Consider the following 18,532-nt stretch of genomic DNA (forward strand, 5'->3'; position numbering starts at 1 on the left):
TCCTATTATAATCTTATGAGTCTATTAATACAACCGAAAATAACGTAAAGTTTTGTAAAAATCGCAAGTTTTACGCGAATCGTTCATAATTGCCGCAGCGCTTCCGTCATTGTTTTCGGCATTTCCGCCTCAAATCGCATCTGTTCCCCGGTTGCCGGATGCTCGAAACCAAGAACTGCTGCATGCAACGCCTGACCCGGGAGCGGCAGCGATTTTCGGGGTCCGTATTTTGGATCCGCCGCCACTGGATGGCCAATGAAGTGCATATGTACCCGAATCTGGTGCGTCCGCCCGGTTTCCAGCCTGCATTCAACGAACGTATAGCGATCGAAGCGTTCCAACACCGTAAAATGTGTCACTGCCTGAACGCTGTTTTTATCGGTGACCGCCATTTTTTTTCGGTCCTTTTCATCCCTGCCGATCGGCGCGTCGATTTTTCCATGATCGTGTTTCAACACGCCGTGGACAATTGCTTTGTATGTTCGTTCGATCGTTTTCGCTTTCAATTGTTCTGACAAACACTTGTGAGCACGGTCATTCTTCGCAACGACCAACAAGCCGGACGTGTCTTTATCGATGCGGTGAACAATTCCTGGTCGGATCGTTCCGTTTATGCCCGATAAATCGCGGCAATGGTACAGGAGCGCATTTACGAGCGTGCCCGTTTCATGTCCGGGAGCAGGATGAACGACCATGCCTTGCGGCTTGTTGACGACGATGACGTCTTCGTCTTCGTATACAATATCGAGCGGTATCGGTTCTGCAACAACTTCCAGCGGTTCCGGATCGCGAACAGAAACTTCGACGACGTCTTCTGCTTGAATTTTATAATTCGCTTTCACCGTCTTCCCGTTCACTTTCACGGCCCCGTCTTTGATCCATTGCTGTACTTGAGAACGTGTCCAATCTTCGATGGCAGCGAGCCATTTGTCAATCCTCGTCCCGTCTTGTTGCAAATCAACGGTTCGTGTATGAATCTCCATGAGTGCTCCCTTTCTTCGCATCCGCGAGCGTATGTATGAAAATTAAAGCAACCCCGATACACAGGCTCGAATCGGCCACATTGAAAATCGGAAAGTTGATGATCGAAACGTAAATGAAATCGACGACTTCCCCGCGCCAGAGCCGATCGATAAAATTCCCGACTGCCCCTCCGAGCACCAGCCCGAGCGCAATGCCGAGAAGCGGCTGTTTCCGGCCTTGCGTTTGCAAATAATAAATGACTCCAATAACGACCACGACGGTAATGATATAAAATAACCACATTCGTCCTTGCAAAATGCCGAAGGCGGCCCCCCGGTTTCGATGCGAGGTGATCGACAAAACACCCGTCCATACCGGAATGCTTTCACCGATTTCCATCTTCGCCGCGACGAGCCACTTCGTCCATTGATCGAGAAGGATGACCGCGACGGCCAATATATAATAACGCACGTTTTCTCCTCCATTTCCTTCGATGTACGCTATGAATTTTATCACAGCGCACACGAGAGAACAAAATAAGGAGAGCATGCGCCCTCCTTATCGGTCTTCGAGCTTTTCGTCCTCTTCGTTCGCATTTTCCTGATTCATCCATTGGTCATACTGGATGTTTCGTTGAAAATGAACGTTTTCGTCTCCTTTGTACCCGTCGATGCCCGTCGATCCAATCGCTTCGACGGGCGTCACGTAACCGAGTCCGTCTTCATTATCGATCAGCGATGAATCTTCATACGTCATGCTGTTCTCATTGGCGCGTGCCGCTTGGAAATATGCGTTTTGCTCATTGTATTCCGTTTCCCGGCTACCGGTATAATACTCTTTTTCCATGTTGCGCAAGACGTCTTCTTCAACGGGACGATAGTCGGACACGAGGCTCGGAGCCGCCTCCACAATCGTTCGTGCGGTTGGGATCGCTTGTAAACGTTCCAATGGGATGCGTTTGCCAGTTGCCTCGCATATCCCGTAAGTGCCGGCATCCATTTTTTTCAGCGCAACATTGACATCGCGCAGTTCTTCCCGCACTTGATTCAACAAGGCCCAATCTTTTTCCCTTTCGAAAACCGCGGTTGCTTCGTCAGCAGGATGATTGTCGTATTGCGATAATTCCCCGGATGATTGCGACGATGCGAATGGAACGGATAAGCCGAAATCGGCGCCGCCGTGAAGGCGTTTTTCCGACTCGCGTTTCCGTTCCAACAAATCCTGCCTGATGGACTCATAAGGATCCATTTAGCACATTCCTCCCTTGACATCCGCCGTACGCTTAGTTTCACCCGCGAGACAAGGAGTTAGACAAGTAATCATTTTCCACATGCGAAAGCGCCCGTTCTTTGACGAGCGCTTATCGGACTTAATAATATGCAGCTACGGTTGTTGCGCAATCCGTGCAAAGTTCCGGATGTTTCGAATCTTTGCCGACCGATTTCTTGATGTTCCAGCACCGTTCGCACGTCTTCCCTTGTGCGGTTTCGACTAAGACAGCCGTATGGTGATACGTTTTCGCTTCAGCCGGAGCTTCACTTTTTCTACCGTCGATGTTCACTTGCGACACGATAAACAGTTGTTCCAAACCGGTCACCGTTTCAAGCAAGCGGTGCGTATCCTCGTCGGGGTACACGGTCACGGCCGCCTCCAGCGATTTGCCGATTCGTTTTTCATTGCGCGCTTCTTCCAGCGCTTTAAGGACTTCGTCCCTTACTTCCGTAAATCGATCCCATTTCCCTTTTAATGCTTCAGCACCGTCAATGGCCAACGGTTCGGGAAAATCGGTCAAATGTACGCTTTCCGCCCGGTCTCCAGGGAGATAAGACCAAACTTCTTCGGTCGTGTGCGGAATGATGGGCGCGAGCATTTTCGTCATCGCCACTAATGTTTCGTAAATGACCGTTTGCATGCCGCGGCGGCGCGGATCGTTTTTCGGCTTTGTATAAAGCGTATCTTTCGCGACATCAAGATAATAAGAACTCATCTCGATCGTGCAGTAATTGTGAGCCGCGTTATAAACGGTTGAAAACTGGTACTCGCTGTAGCCTTTTTTGACGCGTTCGATCAAGCGATTTAAATTGACGAGCATGTAACGGTCGAATTCATTCAACTCACGGACAGCAACCCGATCTTTATCGGGATTGAAATCGTGCAAATTGCCGAGCATGAACCGGAACGTGTTGCGAATCTTGCGGTACGTTTCCGAAACTTGCTTTAAAATTTCATCCGACACACGGGCGTCCGCTTGATAATCGACGGAAGATACCCACAATCGGATAATATCGGCGCCGAGCTGTTTCATTACCTTGATCGGATCGATCACGTTGCCGAGCGATTTGCTCATTTTATGCCCTTCGCCGTCAAGCGCAAAACCGTGACTGATGATTTGCTTGTACGGCGCTTCGCCGGTAACAGCCACGGACGTCGACAACGACGAATTGAACCAGCCGCGGTATTGGTCGGAACCTTCCAAGTAAACGTCCGCCGGTCGTCTTAAATCGTCTCGTTGCTTCAACACCGCTTGGTGGGAAGAACCGGAATCGAACCACACATCCATGATGTCGACTTCTTTCGCAAACTTTCCGTTCGGACTGTGTTCAGACACGAATCCTTCCGGAAGCAAATCTTTCGCGTCCCACTCAAACCAAATGTTCGACCCGTGCTTTCGGAACAATTCGGATACGTGTTCGATCGTTTCGTCCGTAATGATCGGTTCACCGTCTTCCCCGTAAAACGCAGGGATCGGCACGCCCCAAACGCGTTGACGGGAAATGCACCAATCTTCGCGATCTTTCACCATGTTATGAAGGCGAATTTCGCCCCATTTCGGATGCCATTCGACTCGTTCGATTGCATTGAGAATTTGCTCGCGAAAATCTTTGATCGAAGCAAACCATTGTTCCGTGGCGCGGAAAATAACCGGTTTTTTCGTACGCCAATCGTGCGGGTACGAGTGTGTAATGAATTCAAGTTTCAACAACGCGCCTTTTTCGTCAAGCGCTTCCGTGATCGGCTTGTTCGCTTTATCGTAAAACAAACCGGCAAAGCCTGGCGCTTCTTCAGTCATGATCCCTTTTTCATCAACGGGACACAGGACCTCCAAGTTGTACTTTTTGCCGACGATAAAGTCATCGGCCCCGTGACCTGGCGCGGTATGAACCGCACCGGTTCCGGCATCCAACGTGACGTGTTCACCTAAAATGACGAGTGATTCACGGTCGTAAAGCGGATGTTTCGTCGTCACGAATTCCAGTTCTTTCCCTTTAACTGTTTTTTCAACGGTGGCGTTTTCCCACTCGAACATGGTTTGCAAAGGCTCCAACAATTCGGAAGCGACGACATATTTTTTACCGGCAACCGCTACGACGCTGTATTCGAAATCCGGGTGCACGCTGATCGCGACGTTTGCCGGAATCGTCCACGGCGTCGTCGTCCAAATGATGATCGATTCATCCCCGTCAAGGACACCATTTCCGTCAACGACATCAAAAGCGACATAAATCGAAGGCGAGCGTACGTCTTTATACTCAATCTCGGCTTCCGCAAGCGCCGACTCCGAAGACGGCGACCAATAAATCGATTTTTTGTCTTTATAAATGTAGCCTTTTTTCGCCATCTCGCCGAAAACTTTAATTTGTTCGGCTTCGTAATCGTTCGTCAGCGTAACATAAGGATTTTCCCAGTCCCCTCTTACCCCGAGCCGCTTAAATTGCGTCCGCTGCCGGTCGATTTGCTCGATCGCGTATTCAGCGCACATCTTGCGAAATTCGGCAACGCTCAACGATTTCCGGTCCACGCCTTTTTTCGCCAGCTGCTGTTCAATCGGCAACCCGTGCGTATCCCATCCGGGAACATACGGCGCGTGATAACCACTCATCGATTTGAATCGGACGATGATGTCCTTCAAAATTTTGTTTTCGGCATGACCGATATGAATGTCGCCGTTCGCATACGGCGGTCCGTCATGCAAAATGAACATCGGCCGCTCTTTCGTGCGCTGGAGCTCTTTTTCGTACAACTGTTCTTTTTCCCAGCGCGCCTGCATTTCCGGTTCCTTGTTTGGCAAATTGCCGCGCATCGGAAAATCCGTTTTCGGCATCAACAACGTTTTTTTATAGTCCATCAGACGGCCTCCTACTGATTATTTCTTAGTTCATGGCATGGTCCGTGAAATACAGCATATAAAAAACCTTCTCGTCGAAAGGGACGAGAAGGTTACCCGCGGTACCACCCTGATAGGTAAAACGAACGTTTACCCGCTTTTCGCTCGTAACGTGAACGACCCGCCGAAGCCTACGTATTTCGGTTCGGAACTCGAGGGTGATGTTCCCGCACGCATCGACTTCCGGGCTTTCACCCTTTCCCGGATCGCTGATAGTGAGCGGCGTGGGGACGCGTCCCTGTCACAGTCTTTGCAACGTCATAACTAAATTTTATTATATGAAAACGAACGAAAAAAATCAATCCGCCTTCGACGATGCTATTCAATTCTTTCGTAATTTTCATCGCTGCCGACAACATCTTCTTGCTTCATCGATTCGGCCAGTTTGTCCCAATCGCCGTCATCCAGCATCTCCAATTGCGCTTCGACGAGCATGCGGAAACGGGTGCGGTAAACTTTCGACTGCTTTTTCAACTCTTCGATTTCGAGCGCGATTTTCCTCGATTTCGCCAACGCCTCGTTAATAATTCGGTCGGCGTTCTTCTCAGCCTCTTTAATAATCAATTTGCCTTCCTTCGACGCGTTGTTTTTCACTTCTTCGGCCGTTTCTTGCGCCACAAGAATCGATTTGTTCAACGTGTTTTCGATGTCCGAAAAATGCTTCAGCTTTGCGTTAAGCTCGTCCACCTTTTGTTCCAATTGCTTTTTCTCGCGAATGACGCCTTCGTAATCTTTGATGACTTGATCCAGAAAATCGTTCACTTCGTCTTCGTCAAAGCCGCGAAAACCTCTGGAAAATTCTTTATTGTGAATGTCGAGCGGTGTCAATGCCATGCTCTCCACCTCCGTACTGTTGTTATGTTTAACGTTCGACATGCTTAGAGGGAATTCCTTCTTTTACGCCGAATCTTCTTCCGCTTCCCCGACAACCACTTTCCATTTCCCTTTTTTCGTTCTTCCCTCGATCTCGAAAAGTTTGCTTCTGCCGCGGCCGCGTACTGAAAGCTCGTCCCCCTCTTCGAGCAGGAACGACGCTTGTTCGGTCACCTTCCAATTGACCTTCACACGCCCTTTTTCGATTAACGGGGCGACTTTTGATCGCGGCAATCGATAAATTTCAGCCAGCACCGTATCAAGGCGCAGCGAGGAAACCGTGCCGGTTTTCTTTTTCCACCGTTTTTCCACGCGCAGCCCTTGTTCAAACGACTGTTCTTTCAATTCGACGGGAAAACGGCCGACTTCCGACAAGTTCATGCGTATGTAGGCAGCCACTTCTTCTGCAGCAACGAACTGGACATCGCCGTCCTTAAAAAGAAGATCCCCGAACTTGCTTCGCTTCAAGCCGAGGCTCATCAATGCGCCAAGAAGGTCGCGATGCTTGACGGAGGCGAATTTCCGGGGGTATTCGACAGAAAACAGGACAAGACCATGATCCCGTTCTTGAGGCGGATGGTAAGGCGGGAGCACGAGCAACCGTTTTCGTTCACTGTTCGGAACGCCGCCGTTCCAATCGAGTTCCAAATCATCATCGCTTCCGATCAACGATTGGACAATCCTTTGTTCACGCGGATTCAAAAAATCGGTACGTTTCGGGACGAACGTTTCTTTCACCGCCGCTTTCCAATCCGTCACCTCGTCAATAAACGGCTTTTCCTCACTTCGAAAATGCTGATACACGTCCATGCGGCATCATCCTTAATAAAAAAACGTGAACAGAAAATGAACGCCGCGGGGCACAAGCCAATTTAAGACGATAAAAGCGACGATCGGCGAGAAATCAATCATGCCGACTGGAGGAATGAACCGTCTAAACGGCTCCAAGTAAGGCTCCGAAAGCGAAGCGATGAATCGCCCGAACGAAGAATCCCGCGCGTTTGGAACCCAAGACATCAAAATGTAAATGATCAAGATCCACGTATAAATTTGGATCGCCCACATAATGATCGTTTCAATTGAACTAAGCATTGTCAACCACACTACCTTTCTTCTCCGCAAGAGAATCAGAAATGACGCCGGACACGTCGATGGTTTCGGGCGTGCATAAAAATGTGAGCGGACCGAGCTTTTGCATCGTTCCGTCGATAGCGTAAACGGTCCCGCTTAAAAAATCGATCATCCGCTTCGCCTCCGAGGACGCAGCTTTTTGAAAATTCATGACGACGGCGCGGTGATTTTTCAATTCGTCGGCGATCGTCTGCACCTCGGCAAAAGCTTTCGGCTCCTTCAACAGAAGACGTGAATTTCGTGAATTTCGATGAACGCTTTTTAAGCTCACGACGTTATGCCTGTCCGAATTCGGCTCTTCTTGAAATGACCCGTCATCGTTCAAATCAAAATAGCTCATGATTTTCGATTTTAAACCCATTTGCTCGCTCCTCTTAAAATTCTTTGCCAACGAGTGCCGTGCCTATACGAACAAAGGTTGCACCTTCCTCGACGGCAATCGCGAAATCATTCGACATGCCCATCGACAATTCGGTACAAGGCGCATGGTCCCATTGTTTCGCGCAGATTTCATCTTTCAACGCATTAACCTTGCGAAAAACGGCACGAATTTCCTCTTCGTTGTCCGTCAAAGGCGCCATCGTCATGAGACCGACAACGCGGATGGATGAAAAACGCGACAGTTGTTCCACGAACGAAATCGTTTCGCCGACGGAAAGCCCGTGTTTCGTCCTTTCTCCAGCCGCATTCACTTGAACAAAGCAATCGACGACACGCCCCGCCCGTTTTTCGATCTCCTTCGCCAGCGACATTCGGTCGAGCGAATGAATATAATCGACGCCGCCAATGACATTTTTCACTTTTCTCGATTGCAGCGTCCCGATGAAATGCCATGTCGCTTCATCGCCGATCGCTTTCCGCTTCTCAAGAAACCCGCTGTCCCGGCTTTCGCCTAAATGCCGAATGCCGGCACGAACAGTCTCTCCCGCCGTTTCCACCGATACGTACTTCGTAACGGCAATTATATGTACATCTTCGCTGCGCCTGCCCGAGCGTTGGCAGGCGTCGTTGATTTTCGATTGTATTTCCCGTAAATTCGCTGTGACAATCGTCAACAGTCACCACCCCGCCTTCGGTCAACCGCTGCACTCCTCATGCCGATGAATGCGAGCATCCGTCCAGTTTTCCCGTTCTCTTTGCGATGAGAATAAAACTTGTCCGTTCGGCACGAAGTACAATACGAAGATGTTTCGATATGATGTTCGGAAACCCCTTCGCGAACGAGCAGCATCTGGTTGCACGCTTTTAAATCGAGATGATACCGGTCATTTCCCGTCGGCCGACAAACGACTTTGGCATCCGTTCCGAGCCGTTCGTTCACAGCAGCGGCGACGCGCGTATCAACCTCATAACAACATGCGCCGATCGACGGGCCGATGACGACGAGAATGTCTTGGACAGAGACGCCCTCAACATTCTTCCACGCCTTCACCATCCGTGCTGCGATCATTTTCACCGTACCCCGCCACCCTGCATGGGCAATGCCGACCAATCGTTTGGTTGGAGCATAAAAATATAACGGGACACAATCGGCGTAAGCAAGCGCGAGCAGCAAGCCGCTTTCAGACGTATAGAGCCCGTCGGTTCCAGCAATGGCCGACGCCAAGTCTTGGCTGCCTTTGCCGGCATCTTGCCCGTCGACCTTTCGGATGGCCGCCTCGTGCACTTGTTCAGCACAAACCCAACGGTCAAGCGCAAACCCGATCTCCGTTGCCAATCGCTGCCGGTTACGGCGCACCCTACCGGCATCGTCTCCGACATGAAACGCAAGATTCAAGGAGTGAAACGGCGGCGTGCTTATGCCGCCGTTCCTCGTCGAGAAACCTGCTGCCACCTCATTGTCGCAAAAAGGGAGCTTCAACGCCGGCTCCGAATATTCCATAAACGGATCATGCTTCATTCCGACACTCCTCGACCTTTCTCACATGAAGTCATTTTACCATATTAAGAATCCTTTTTATAGTGTTCATTCGAGTCTCCATCTTGAAACCGGACGAGAATAACATCCGTGCCGATCCGCACGATGTTGCGCCAAGAAATGACGACATCGCTCTCTCTGCCGAACAACCCCATCATCTTTCCGGCGCCGGGAATGACGAGCGATTCGATTTTTCCTGTCGATGTATTGATCTCGAGATCCCCGATATGACCTAACACTTTTCCGTCAGAAACGTTCACGACGTCCTTTGCTTGAAACTCCGAAATTTTACTCATAAAACAGCCTCCGTTCTAGGATGTCTCATCATGGCTCGTTACATTATATGACCGACCTTTGAAAAATACGCCATAAAAAGAAGTCCCGAGCTGTGCAGCGGGACTAACTTTCGATATGCTTGTTCATTTGTTGGATAGCGGCTTTCTCGAGCCGCGACACTTGCGCCTGGGAGATCCCGATTTCTTCGGCAACTTCCATTTGCGTTTTTCCTTGGAAAAATCTTCGCGACAGGATCGATTTTTCCCTGTCGTTCAACTGCGCCATCGCTTCGCGAAGCGCGATTTCTTCCGTCCACTTCACATCTTTTTCTTTATCGTCGCTTATTTGGTCCATCACGTAAATCGGATCGCCGCCGTCATTGTAGATCGGTTCGAACAGTGACACCGGATCTTGAATCGCGTCAAGTGCGAAAACAATTTCTTCCGCTGTCACATCAAGGTGGCGCGCAATTTCCTGTGCCGTCGGTTCCTTCGCTTCTTCACGCGTGATCTTGTCACGGACTTGCAAAGCTTTGTAGGCGATATCACGCAAAGAGCGGGAGACCCGAATGGGATTGTTGTCACGCAAATAACGGCGAATCTCGCCGATAATCATCGGTACGGCGTACGTGGAAAACTTCACGTTTTGGTCGAGATCAAAGTTGTCGATCGACTTCATCAAGCCGATGCAGCCGACTTGAAACAGATCGTCCACGTATTCTCCTCTGTTGTTGAACCGTTGAATGACGCTCAACACGAGCCTTAAGTTGCCGTTCACGAGTTTTTCTCTGGCGGATTCATCCCCTTTTTGCATTTGTTTAAACAACACGCGCATTTCTTTGTTTGTTAATACTGGCAGTTTCGACGTGTCCACTCCGCAAATTTCGACTTTATTGCGTGCCACGCGAGTCCCTCCCATCCGGAGATATGTACAAGTGTCAGTATCTCCGAGGAAGGGAAAAATATGCAGGTCGAAACCGGAGCGAAACGGCACAACTCGATCAAATCATCGGTGATTTCGCGGTCGTTTCGGATTTCGCAGATGGAACAATTTTTTTTAAATCATCTTTTCGAATTCTTTCGACAACCGTTTAATGATTCGTTTCTCAAGCCGGGAAATGTACGATTGTGAAATGCCTAACATGTCGGCGACGTCTTTTTGCGTCTTCTCTTTTCCGCCGGAAATGCCGAATCGAAGCTCCATAATTTGTTTCTCCCGGTCGTTCAACGACTTCAGCGCTTTTTTCAACAATTTCCGGTCGACTCGTTCCTCGATGCGGCGCGTGATGATGTCGTTGTCCGTTCCGAGAACATCCGACAACAACAACTCGTTTCCGTCCCAATCGACATTCAGCGGTTCGTCGAAAGAAACTTCCGAACGCCGCTTGTTGTTTCTCCGCAAATACATCAAAATTTCGTTTTCGATACATCGAGAAGCATACGTGGCCAGCTTGATCTTCTTTTCCGGATTAAACGTATTGACGGCTTTGATCAAACCGATCGTGCCGATGCTGATCAAATCTTCAATGTTGATGCCCGTATTTTCAAATTTGCGAGCGATGTAGACGACAAGCCGAAGATTGCGTTCGATCAATACGGACCGCGCCGCTTTGTCGCCTTTCGGCAATTTTTTTAATAAGAGAGCTTCCTCGTCTTTCGACAACGGCGGCGGCAATGCTTCACTACCCCCGATGTAATAAATTTCCTCGGATTTGATGCCGATTGCCATCAACAACTTATACCACCAGTAGGTCATTCGCGTCTTCAACTTGACCATGTTTGTCCTCCTATCCTTTCCACATGTTGCAGGCGTCCAAAGAAAGTCACGACGCAGGCTGCGCTTTTGCGTTTGCGGCCATCATTTTCGGATGGACGATCGCGTTGAACCCCCCTTCGCTCGACAAGGTTCCTTCGTTCAAGCCGACGAAAACTTTTTTACAAACGATTTCCTCGTTCTGTTGTTTCAGTTTGACGTGATCCGGTTTAAATGCGAGCAGAAAATCCCGGTTTTTTCCGATTCCGCGGTAGGGGATAAGCCGAATGCGGCTTTGCCACTGTTCGGGCAGCGTTTCGCTGTCGTCAAACATCGCTTCCGGATTTCTTGCCCTGCGAATCAAGGCGTCCGGAAACTCGTTTTCAAAAGAATCGAGTTGCAAGATCATCACCGGAGTTTGCGTCAGCGGATCGTGGAGCCGATTCCCGCTGTCGATCAACCCTTTCGCCTCGATACGGGCATCTCCCACGCAAATTTCGACCGACACCATTTGATCGTAGTGAATTTTCTTGACGCGGATCGCATCGACGCGTTTTTTCGAGAACCACCAAAAACACGGGAAGCCGATGAGTACGAACGCCCAGCTGAACACGTCCCCGAACGGCGTCGCATGGGAGAGAACGGTGTTTAATATTGTGCTGCTCCCTTGCATAAAGTAATGAAAGGCGAACATTCCGCCCCCGATGACGAAAGTAATGAAATAAAACATGAAAACAACTTGTACAAAAGCATAAAATCGTTGATAACCGAAAACCGTCCAAACGATGAAAACCGAATAGAAAAATTTCGGAACCGGCGCATAAAGGAATGCCGTGTAAGGCGAGAACAGAAAAAAAATAAAAACGGATGCGATGAACGCGCCCGCCAACATTCTCAGTTTTCCGACGTCCCTGCGCAAAACGTGCGCCGTTAAAATCAACAACAGCAAGTCGATAAGAAAATTCAACAACCATACGACGTCCAAATAGACGGTCAACCGATCGCGCCCCCTTTCAAGGCGAGGTCCTGCCTCCTTTCCGAATTCACCTATATGAGAACTGGCGAACATCATTTGACGGATGCACGGGTTTAGTATACTTCCATTCTATAAAAAAGTCTGTCAGTTTATGTTGCGGCGAACCAAGAAATTTTGGGACATTTTCGCACCTTTTGTCGTGAAAAAAATGGACCGTTTCCGCCAAATGCCAAGCAAGGAAAAAAGACAAAAAAAAGACCCCGCTGAGGGGACTTTGTCACTGTTAGTCTCTGTTGCGCCGGCGATTGCGATTGCGAAGAAACGTCGGAATGTCGAGCTCGTCCTGTTGTTCCTCGTCAAACGCCGGCGTATTTTGTTGTGGCTGCGAAGACGATGGTTCTCGTTGCCCGGACAGGAGGGAACTTCCCGGCCCGGACGTTCCAAGATGCTGTCTCGCACGGCCGTTAGCCGAACTTTGTTTATTCTCTTTCTCGTCGAATCCGGTCGCGATGACCGTAACGACGATTTCCTCTTTCAATTCCTCATTAATGACCGAACCGAAGATCATGTTCACTTCCGGATCAGACGCGGTCGCAACGATATCGGCGGCCTCGTTTACCTCATAAAGGCTGAGGTTGCTTCCGCCGGTAATGTTCATCAAGACGCCTTTCGCTCCGTCAATCGACGTTTCCAGAAGCGGAGAAGAAATGGCTTTTTTCGCGGCTTCGGTCGCGCGGTTTTCCCCTTGGGCGATGCCGATCCCCATAAGCGCCGAGCCTTTTTCCGTCATGACGGTTTTGACGTCGGCAAAGTCGAGATTAATCAAGCCGGGGACGGCAATCAATTCGGATATGCCTTGTACACCTTGGCGCAGAACGTTGTCGGCCTCTCGGAAAGCTTCGAGCATAGGGGTGTTTTTATCGACGATTTCCAACAACCGGTCGTTCGGAATGACGATCAACGTATCAACTTTTTCCTTAAATATGTCAATGCCGTTCATCGCCTGCGATTGCCGTTTTCTTCCCTCGAACGTGAAAGGACGCGTCACAATACCGACCGTGAGCGCGCCGATCTCTTTAGAAACTTCAGCGATCACAGGCGCCGCGCCAGTTCCCGTTCCTCCGCCCATTCCGGCGGTGACGAAAACCATGTCAGCGCCAGCAAGCGCTTCTTCCAACTGCTCTTTGCTTTCCTCCGCCGCTTTTTTGCCGACTTCGGGATTGGCTCCAGCGCCTAGGCCGCGGGTCAATTTCGTGCCGATTTGCAGTTTCGTCTCCGCTTTTGAGAGATTCAAAGCTTGCGCGTCCGTATTCACGGCGATGAATTCAACGCCTTGCACGCCGTGCTCTATCATTCGGTTGACAGCGTTGCTCCCGCCGCCTCCGACGCCGATCACTTTGATTTGCGCCAATTGTTCCGTGTCCATCTCAAAGTCTAACATCTCAGATCCCCCTATTAGTTATGATTATCCTTTTCATGTGAATCGGGTCGGTCATTCGAAAAATACGCTGAACCAGTCTTTCACCTTTTTGCCCATGCCGGGACTATCCGGATCTTTTTGGCGTTTTTGCTGTTTTTTCGATTGATGATCCGCGTATTCCGGCACGACCGCAGCCGCCACTTCCTTCCCCTGCACTTTGACGTTGCGGTATGTGAATTCAATCAACCCTACGGCCGTCGTATATTTCGGTTCGCGAACGCCGATGTAATCGGGGACTGCGACCCTGACGTTTTGGTTTAACATGTCTTCGGCCAACTCGAGGACGCCGGGCATCGCGACGATTCCGCCGGTCAACACGAAACCGCCCGGAAGATCTTTAAATCCACCGCGGTACAGCTCTTTGGCCGCAAGTTCCAAAACTTCTTCCACCCGTGGTTCGATGATCGCCGCAAGATCGACCTGATTGTATTCTTGCTGATTGGAGCCGCCGATTCTCGTTACGATGAACGTTTCGTCTTCAGAAGCGAAATCGATGAAGGCATGTCCGTGTTTCATTTTCACCTTTTCCGCTTCTTCCGTCGTCGTACGCAAACCAATAGAAATATCTTTCGTAATATGGTCCCCGCCTACAGGAATTACGGACGTCGCTTGCAATGCGCCTTCTTTGAAAACAGAAAGCGTTGTCGATCCGCCGCCGATGTCGATCAATGCAACGCCGAGGTTTTTTTCGTCCCGCGACAAAGCGATCGATCCGGCTGCGAGCGGTTGCAAACAAATGTCCGCGATTTGTAATCCTGCTTTTTCCACGCAACGCAGCAAGTTATGTAATATCGTTTTCGAACCTGTAATGATCGTGCCTTCCATTTCCAAACGTACACCGATCATTCCGCGCGGATCGTTGATTTCGTCTAGCCCGTCCACGATAAATTGCCGTGGAATGACATCAATGATTTCTCTTTCCGGCGGCAAAGGAATGACTTGTGCAGCATCCATGACCCGAGCAATGTCTTCGTTCCCGATTTCCCGATTTTCACTCGATACGGCGACAATGCCGTGACAAGGCTGCAGCTCCACATGATTTCCGGTTACGCCGACAATCACGCTGTTGATCGATAATCCTACCATTCTTTCAGCTTTTTCTACGGCCTTTTGAATGGAACGAACAGTTTCATCTATATCGACAATGGAACCTTTTTTGATGCCTTCGGATTTCTCGATTCCGACACCGATAATGTTCAAAGCGTCACCCGACATTTCACCGATGATCACTTTGACGTTAGACGTACCGATGTCCAAACTTACGTAAATTTCGTTGTTGTTCATTCCTTGGCACCTCCTTCTCCCGTATATGGCTGTTTCGTCTTATTTTGCGTCCATAAAACCCGCTAAGGAATGTATTCAACACGTTTAAATGATTACCTCTTTTTTTGCCGATAATTTTTTTCAATTTTCGCCGCTCTTACTGGACGTCCACCTTTCGACGAGAAATTCGCGAATCCAGGCGAGATGGCTGAACAAGCGCACGCCGAAAACAAGGACGACGGCCAAATACAAGTCTACACCAAGTTGTTGCCCGAGAAAAGTAAGACCTGAAGCTGCAGCAATATTTAATACCAAATCGAACAAAAACGACCGTTCGGAGAACGTCTCATTGAGACTCGCGCGGATGCCGCCGAATAACGTGTCGAAACCGGCAAGGACAAACGTTGTGACATATGGAGAGAAATCGTTGGATATGTCGACGTTCGCGAGCATCCCGAGCGCGCCCCCGAGAAGCAGCCCGATGAGGGACAACCACATTACGAATCCTCCTTCACCGGTTTCATGAAATGGACGGCAATCGGTTGATCGAACGGCTCCAGCACAATCCGATCTTTGATTTCAATTGAAAGATTGAGCCGATGGATCGCCAAATCGCGTGCCGATTCCGAAACGGCCAACGCCTCTTTCATTTGTTGCGCATTGTCCGTCAATACTTTTATATCGATGGGAATGTCGGGAATCGGATGATCGTTCACATACACTCGTCCGTTTACATTTCGAATCGGCGACATGGCAACCACTCGTTGTCCGGCAATAGCGATTTGCTTCGCTCCGCTCATATTCAAATCATTCAGCAACTCTCTCAACAATTCCGCGGTTAACGAATGGTACGTCTTCCCGATCAAAGTGCCGCTAACTAATGGTTCGATATGAATGACAATTCCTTGTCCGCTCACTTCGGTTAACCCTGCCTCTGCTTTATATTTTGCAAGAAGCGCGATCATCGTTTCGACGCGGTTTTCTTTTTCATTATTTTCGTATTGGTTTAACAATTGTTCGACTTGTCGTCGTTCCCGGTTTAGTTTCACGGTGAGTTCCTTCTCCTGCGTCAATTGGTTTCTGAATTTCCACGCTTCTCGGAACTCATGCTGCACCGCGTCATGTTTTCCGAACCCGACGACGATCGCGAAGCCGAGTACACATGATAGAGCGGCAAACATAACATTCTTTCTTTTCAACAACCCCTATCTCCCTTTCTGCGAATGATAAGGAGGGATGGTCAACAGCCTCATCTTTTTCACTTTCACCGTGATGTTGTCGTTCGTAAGCTGATCCACCGTGTTTCCCGTAAGAAACAACGATTTGTACATCTTTTCGGGATCGCCGACAGCGGATATTACGAAAGGGGCGGGGTATTTGTTCCCGTCTACCTTTACGACCGGCCCGACGCATTTAATATACGAATAATCGGAAATGCGCTGCCCGTTAACAGCCACCGCTTCGGCACCGCTCACGATCAGCTCATGAACGACTGCCCGAATATGTCGTTCGTGTACGATGTAATTGTTCGGATTCGAGCCGTCTGGAATGTGCTCGTTATCCGACAAAGTCACAGTAATACCCGGACCTTTCACTGCCACTTTCCCAAGGATTTTGCGGTATTTTTGCAACTGGTGCACGAGATGGGACATCTCGCTCTTTTGCGTCGCAAATTGGCTTTCCAGCGCATCAATGCGCTTACGTTTGTTTTGAATGTCTTTCCACAAGCGGCGGTTCGTTTGTTGTTGCTCCAACACTTCCGATTGCAGTTCGTCGTTCTTTTTCCACTGTTCTACGGGAGAGGAAGCTTGTGACATGTTCCCGGCAGCCCCCGCATATGGATAAAAATAAGAAACGAGAAAACCGGCAACAAGTGAAGACGATGCAAGCATAACGGAAAAACGTTTAGTTATCATCCGAGGATTCCTCCTCGTCTGCGTATTTCACGAAATACGTGCCGACTCTCATATGGATGACGCCTTTTGTATTCGGATCAAGTTCACTGATGATCCGCGGGTATTGCTCCATCTTATCCGCAAAGTCTTGAATCAACGCTTTTACTACAAACCCATCGTTCATGTATGCCGTTATCGCTTTAGGGAAATGTTCAGTCGGTGTCCAATGAATTTCCGAGATGCCGCGAACAATCGGCATCGGTAATTTTGTCAGCTGCGCTGCCATCGCTGAAAGCATTTTCCCTTCTTCCCAACCGGCCAGAACGGGGGCATCGGCAGGAATTTCACTTTCGTCGAGCGCTGACAGACGAGCCCCGTTTCCGAGAATCGGATAAAAATGTCCGTTTGCTTCCAAATAGGCGACACGGTGATATTCCGTCACTTTTATCGAAAACCGGTTCGGAAACCGCCGTTCGACTTCCGCCAATTTGATTTGTTTCATTTGCTCAATGTGATTCGCAATCGTATCGGCGTCCATTTCCCAAAATCCGGCGTTTGCCGACAAACCGGACGCTTCGAGAATTTCTTCGCGGCTAACGAAATGATTGCCGCTGACCGCGATTTTTCCAACGTGACCCAACGGAGAAACGAAATATACGATAACGAGTACGAGCACGAAAAACATGGACACATACAAAATCATGCGCCGGTTTGCTTTCTGTTTTCTTTGTTCCTTCAATTTTGGAATGCGATCTTCCAAAGTTATGACATTATTTCTTTTCCTCATTACTCTCCCCCGTATCACTGTTTCCGAAGAAGAAAATTCCGCACAAACGGCAGCATCAATTGTACACCGTTTATTCGTTCCATTATAACACAATCAATCTTCGTTTCTGTGAATGATTTCAACTTCCGTCTGCAATTCAACCGCAAATTTGTCGTGAACTTCTCTTTGAACGTAATCAATCAACCGCAAAACGTCCTGTGCCTTTGCATTGCACGCATTGACGATAAAATTGGCATGAAGTTCGGACACTTGGGCACCGCCGATTTGATAACCTTTCAACCCGGCGGATTCAATCAAATGGCCGGCGTGTTCCGGCAATGGATTACGGAATACACTGCCGCAGCAGCGATCGATTGGCTGCGTTTTTCTTCGATACGCTTTGTGACGTTTCATTTCGCCGAAAATTTCGTCGCGGTCCCCTTCCTTCAACTCGAAAACCGCGCGCACACATATGCCTGGCCGTCGTTGTAAGACCGATGTACGGTAACTAAAATCCATCTGTTCTTTTGTCAACCATTCCAACGAACCATCTTCAAACAAAATTTGCGCCTTTTTGAAGATGTTCGAAATGTCCGATCCATGTGCGCCTGCATTCATGTACACGGCTCCGCCGACAGAGCCCGGGATGCCGCCGGCAAATTCAAGCCCGGACAACCCTTTGCGGCTGATGATCGCCGAAAGCGCGACGAGCGAATACCCGCCGCCGACGGTCACCTCCTCACCTTCAATCGTTATATCGTCCAACCCGCGGCCAAGTTTAATTACGACGCCGGCAATTCCGTCGTCGTCGACGAGAAGGTTCGAGCCTCTGCCGATGACGCGCCACGGAACCCCGGCTGTTCTGACGATTTCCACGATTTGTTTCAATCCTTCTATGCTTGCCGGCTCGACGAAAACATCCGCGGGTCCGCCCACCTTCATCGTCGTATGTTTTTCAAGCGGTTCCCGGGTGCTCACTTTTCCCGCCCCCGTTGCCGCCAATTGTTCTTTCAATTTATCCAGCATATCAATTCTCCTCGATGGTAGAAGTAAGAAGTTGGAAGAAAGAGGCGC

At 49.4% G+C, this 18,532-nt stretch carries 21 protein-coding genes and 1 other annotated feature; all 21 genes read right to left on the reverse strand.

Annotation, left to right across the window (positions count from 1 at the left end):
• Nucleotides 1–83: 83 nt before the first annotated feature.
• The 21 genes from VFK44_10305 to murB all read right to left on the reverse strand — a co-directional run bounded on the left by VFK44_10305 (nt 84) and on the right by murB (nt 18,481).
• Nucleotides 84–983 (reverse strand): RluA family pseudouridine synthase, encoded by a 900-nt coding sequence (locus VFK44_10305; GenBank protein HET7628768.1) that lies wholly within the window; start codon nt 981–983, stop codon nt 84–86.
• A complete protein-coding gene (gene lspA / locus VFK44_10310) occupies nt 958–1,434 on the reverse strand; it encodes a signal peptidase II (protein ID HET7628769.1) in 477 nt (158 codons plus the stop codon). Before lspA ends, VFK44_10305 begins: the two co-directional genes overlap by 26 nt.
• Before the next feature lie 87 nt (nt 1,435–1,521).
• Nucleotides 1,522–2,211, reverse strand: a complete 690-nt coding sequence (locus VFK44_10315; GenBank protein HET7628770.1) for a TraR/DksA C4-type zinc finger protein — start codon at nt 2,209–2,211, stop codon at nt 1,522–1,524.
• Between the two features lie 121 nt (nt 2,212–2,332).
• Nucleotides 2,333–5,089: an isoleucine--tRNA ligase gene (ileS, locus tag VFK44_10320; protein HET7628771.1), complete on the reverse strand. Its 2,757-nt coding sequence runs from the start codon at nt 5,087–5,089 to the stop codon at nt 2,333–2,335.
• A gap of 76 nt (nt 5,090–5,165) precedes the next feature.
• Nucleotides 5,166–5,382 (reverse strand) — a binding site (T-box leader).
• Between the two features lie 64 nt (nt 5,383–5,446).
• Nucleotides 5,447–5,962 carry a DivIVA domain-containing protein gene (locus VFK44_10325; GenBank protein ID HET7628772.1) on the reverse strand — a complete coding sequence of 172 codons (516 nt, stop codon included), beginning with the start codon at nt 5,960–5,962 and terminating at the stop codon, nt 5,447–5,449.
• Between the two features lie 63 nt (nt 5,963–6,025).
• Nucleotides 6,026–6,811: an RNA-binding protein gene (locus VFK44_10330; protein HET7628773.1), complete on the reverse strand. Its 786-nt coding sequence runs from the start codon at nt 6,809–6,811 to the stop codon at nt 6,026–6,028.
• A 12-nt stretch (nt 6,812–6,823) separates the two neighbouring features.
• Nucleotides 6,824–7,093, reverse strand: a complete 270-nt coding sequence (locus tag VFK44_10335; protein HET7628774.1) for a YggT family protein — start codon at nt 7,091–7,093, stop codon at nt 6,824–6,826.
• The gene (gene sepF / locus VFK44_10340) at nt 7,086–7,493 is read right to left on the reverse strand and encodes a cell division protein SepF (GenBank protein HET7628775.1); all 408 of its coding nucleotides are present in this window, start codon (nt 7,491–7,493) and stop codon (nt 7,086–7,088) included. The genes VFK44_10335 and sepF overlap by 8 nt, the downstream gene beginning before the upstream one ends.
• A 13-nt stretch (nt 7,494–7,506) precedes the next feature.
• Nucleotides 7,507–8,190, reverse strand: coding sequence for a YggS family pyridoxal phosphate-dependent enzyme (locus VFK44_10345; protein HET7628776.1), 684 nt, complete (start codon nt 8,188–8,190; stop codon nt 7,507–7,509).
• Nucleotides 8,184–9,032: a peptidoglycan editing factor PgeF gene (pgeF, locus tag VFK44_10350; GenBank protein ID HET7628777.1), complete on the reverse strand. Its 849-nt coding sequence runs from the start codon at nt 9,030–9,032 to the stop codon at nt 8,184–8,186. The genes VFK44_10345 and pgeF overlap by 7 nt, the downstream gene beginning before the upstream one ends.
• Before the next feature lie 44 nt (nt 9,033–9,076).
• Entirely contained in the window at nt 9,077–9,346 is a 270-nt protein-coding gene (locus VFK44_10355) for a YlmC/YmxH family sporulation protein (protein HET7628778.1), read from the reverse strand.
• 103 nt (nt 9,347–9,449) lie between these two features.
• Entirely contained in the window at nt 9,450–10,229 is a 780-nt protein-coding gene (gene sigG, locus VFK44_10360; GenBank protein ID HET7628779.1) for an RNA polymerase sporulation sigma factor SigG, read from the reverse strand.
• A 153-nt stretch (nt 10,230–10,382) separates the two neighbouring features.
• Entirely contained in the window at nt 10,383–11,102 is a 720-nt protein-coding gene (gene sigE, locus VFK44_10365; protein ID HET7628780.1) for an RNA polymerase sporulation sigma factor SigE, read from the reverse strand.
• Between the two features lie 46 nt (nt 11,103–11,148).
• On the reverse strand, nt 11,149–12,075 hold the full coding sequence (gene spoIIGA / locus VFK44_10370) for a sigma-E processing peptidase SpoIIGA (GenBank protein ID HET7628781.1): 927 nt from the start codon (nt 12,073–12,075) through the stop codon (nt 11,149–11,151).
• A gap of 262 nt (nt 12,076–12,337) precedes the next feature.
• Nucleotides 12,338–13,495 (reverse strand): cell division protein FtsZ, encoded by a 1,158-nt coding sequence (gene ftsZ, locus VFK44_10375; GenBank protein HET7628782.1) that lies wholly within the window; start codon nt 13,493–13,495, stop codon nt 12,338–12,340.
• A 51-nt stretch (nt 13,496–13,546) separates the two neighbouring features.
• On the reverse strand, nt 13,547–14,818 hold the full coding sequence (gene ftsA, locus VFK44_10380; GenBank protein HET7628783.1) for a cell division protein FtsA: 1,272 nt from the start codon (nt 14,816–14,818) through the stop codon (nt 13,547–13,549).
• A 120-nt stretch (nt 14,819–14,938) separates the two neighbouring features.
• A complete protein-coding gene (locus VFK44_10385) occupies nt 14,939–15,295 on the reverse strand; it encodes a small basic family protein (protein ID HET7628784.1) in 357 nt (118 codons plus the stop codon).
• The gene (locus VFK44_10390) at nt 15,295–15,996 is read right to left on the reverse strand and encodes a DUF881 domain-containing protein (protein ID HET7628785.1); all 702 of its coding nucleotides are present in this window, start codon (nt 15,994–15,996) and stop codon (nt 15,295–15,297) included. Before VFK44_10390 ends, VFK44_10385 begins: the two co-directional genes overlap by 1 nt.
• Nucleotides 15,997–16,002: 6 nt before the next feature.
• Nucleotides 16,003–16,713 carry a DUF881 domain-containing protein gene (locus VFK44_10395; GenBank protein ID HET7628786.1) on the reverse strand — a complete coding sequence of 237 codons (711 nt, stop codon included), beginning with the start codon at nt 16,711–16,713 and terminating at the stop codon, nt 16,003–16,005.
• The gene (locus VFK44_10400; GenBank protein HET7628787.1) at nt 16,703–17,479 is read right to left on the reverse strand and encodes a cell division protein FtsQ/DivIB; all 777 of its coding nucleotides are present in this window, start codon (nt 17,477–17,479) and stop codon (nt 16,703–16,705) included. The genes VFK44_10395 and VFK44_10400 overlap by 11 nt, the downstream gene beginning before the upstream one ends.
• A 93-nt stretch (nt 17,480–17,572) precedes the next feature.
• The gene (gene murB / locus VFK44_10405; protein ID HET7628788.1) at nt 17,573–18,481 is read right to left on the reverse strand and encodes a UDP-N-acetylmuramate dehydrogenase; all 909 of its coding nucleotides are present in this window, start codon (nt 18,479–18,481) and stop codon (nt 17,573–17,575) included.
• Nucleotides 18,482–18,532 lie beyond the last annotated feature (51 nt).

It is taken from the genome of Bacillales bacterium, from assembly GCA_035700025.1.
In the GTDB taxonomy this organism is placed as follows: domain Bacteria; phylum Bacillota; class Bacilli; order Bacillales; family DASSOY01; genus DASSOY01.

What these genes read in the sequence shown, in the direction of transcription:
- pgeF (HET7628777.1), bottom strand. Translation starts at nt 9,032, where the DNA reads ATGAAGCATGATCCGTTTATGGAATATTCGGAGCCGGCGTTGAAGCTC.
- VFK44_10325 (HET7628772.1), bottom strand. Translation starts at nt 5,962, where the DNA reads ATGGCATTGACACCGCTCGACATTCACAATAAAGAATTTTCCAGAGGT.
- VFK44_10305 (HET7628768.1), bottom strand. Translation starts at nt 983, where the DNA reads ATGGAGATTCATACACGAACCGTTGATTTGCAACAAGACGGGACGAGG.
- ftsZ (HET7628782.1), bottom strand. Translation starts at nt 13,495, where the DNA reads ATGTTAGACTTTGAGATGGACACGGAACAATTGGCGCAAATCAAAGTG.
- ftsA (HET7628783.1), bottom strand. Translation starts at nt 14,818, where the DNA reads ATGAACAACAACGAAATTTACGTAAGTTTGGACATCGGTACGTCTAAC.
- VFK44_10335 (HET7628774.1), bottom strand. Translation starts at nt 7,093, where the DNA reads ATGCTTAGTTCAATTGAAACGATCATTATGTGGGCGATCCAAATTTAT.
- VFK44_10315 (HET7628770.1), bottom strand. Translation starts at nt 2,211, where the DNA reads ATGGATCCTTATGAGTCCATCAGGCAGGATTTGTTGGAACGGAAACGC.
- VFK44_10400 (HET7628787.1), bottom strand. Translation starts at nt 17,479, where the DNA reads ATGAGGAAAAGAAATAATGTCATAACTTTGGAAGATCGCATTCCAAAA.
- VFK44_10395 (HET7628786.1), bottom strand. Translation starts at nt 16,713, where the DNA reads ATGATAACTAAACGTTTTTCCGTTATGCTTGCATCGTCTTCACTTGTT.
- ileS (HET7628771.1), bottom strand. Translation starts at nt 5,089, where the DNA reads ATGGACTATAAAAAAACGTTGTTGATGCCGAAAACGGATTTTCCGATG.
- VFK44_10385 (HET7628784.1), bottom strand. Translation starts at nt 15,295, where the DNA reads ATGTGGTTGTCCCTCATCGGGCTGCTTCTCGGGGGCGCGCTCGGGATG.
- sepF (HET7628775.1), bottom strand. Translation starts at nt 7,493, where the DNA reads ATGGGTTTAAAATCGAAAATCATGAGCTATTTTGATTTGAACGATGAC.
- VFK44_10355 (HET7628778.1), bottom strand. Translation starts at nt 9,346, where the DNA reads ATGAGTAAAATTTCGGAGTTTCAAGCAAAGGACGTCGTGAACGTTTCT.
- VFK44_10330 (HET7628773.1), bottom strand. Translation starts at nt 6,811, where the DNA reads ATGGACGTGTATCAGCATTTTCGAAGTGAGGAAAAGCCGTTTATTGAC.
- sigE (HET7628780.1), bottom strand. Translation starts at nt 11,102, where the DNA reads ATGGTCAAGTTGAAGACGCGAATGACCTACTGGTGGTATAAGTTGTTG.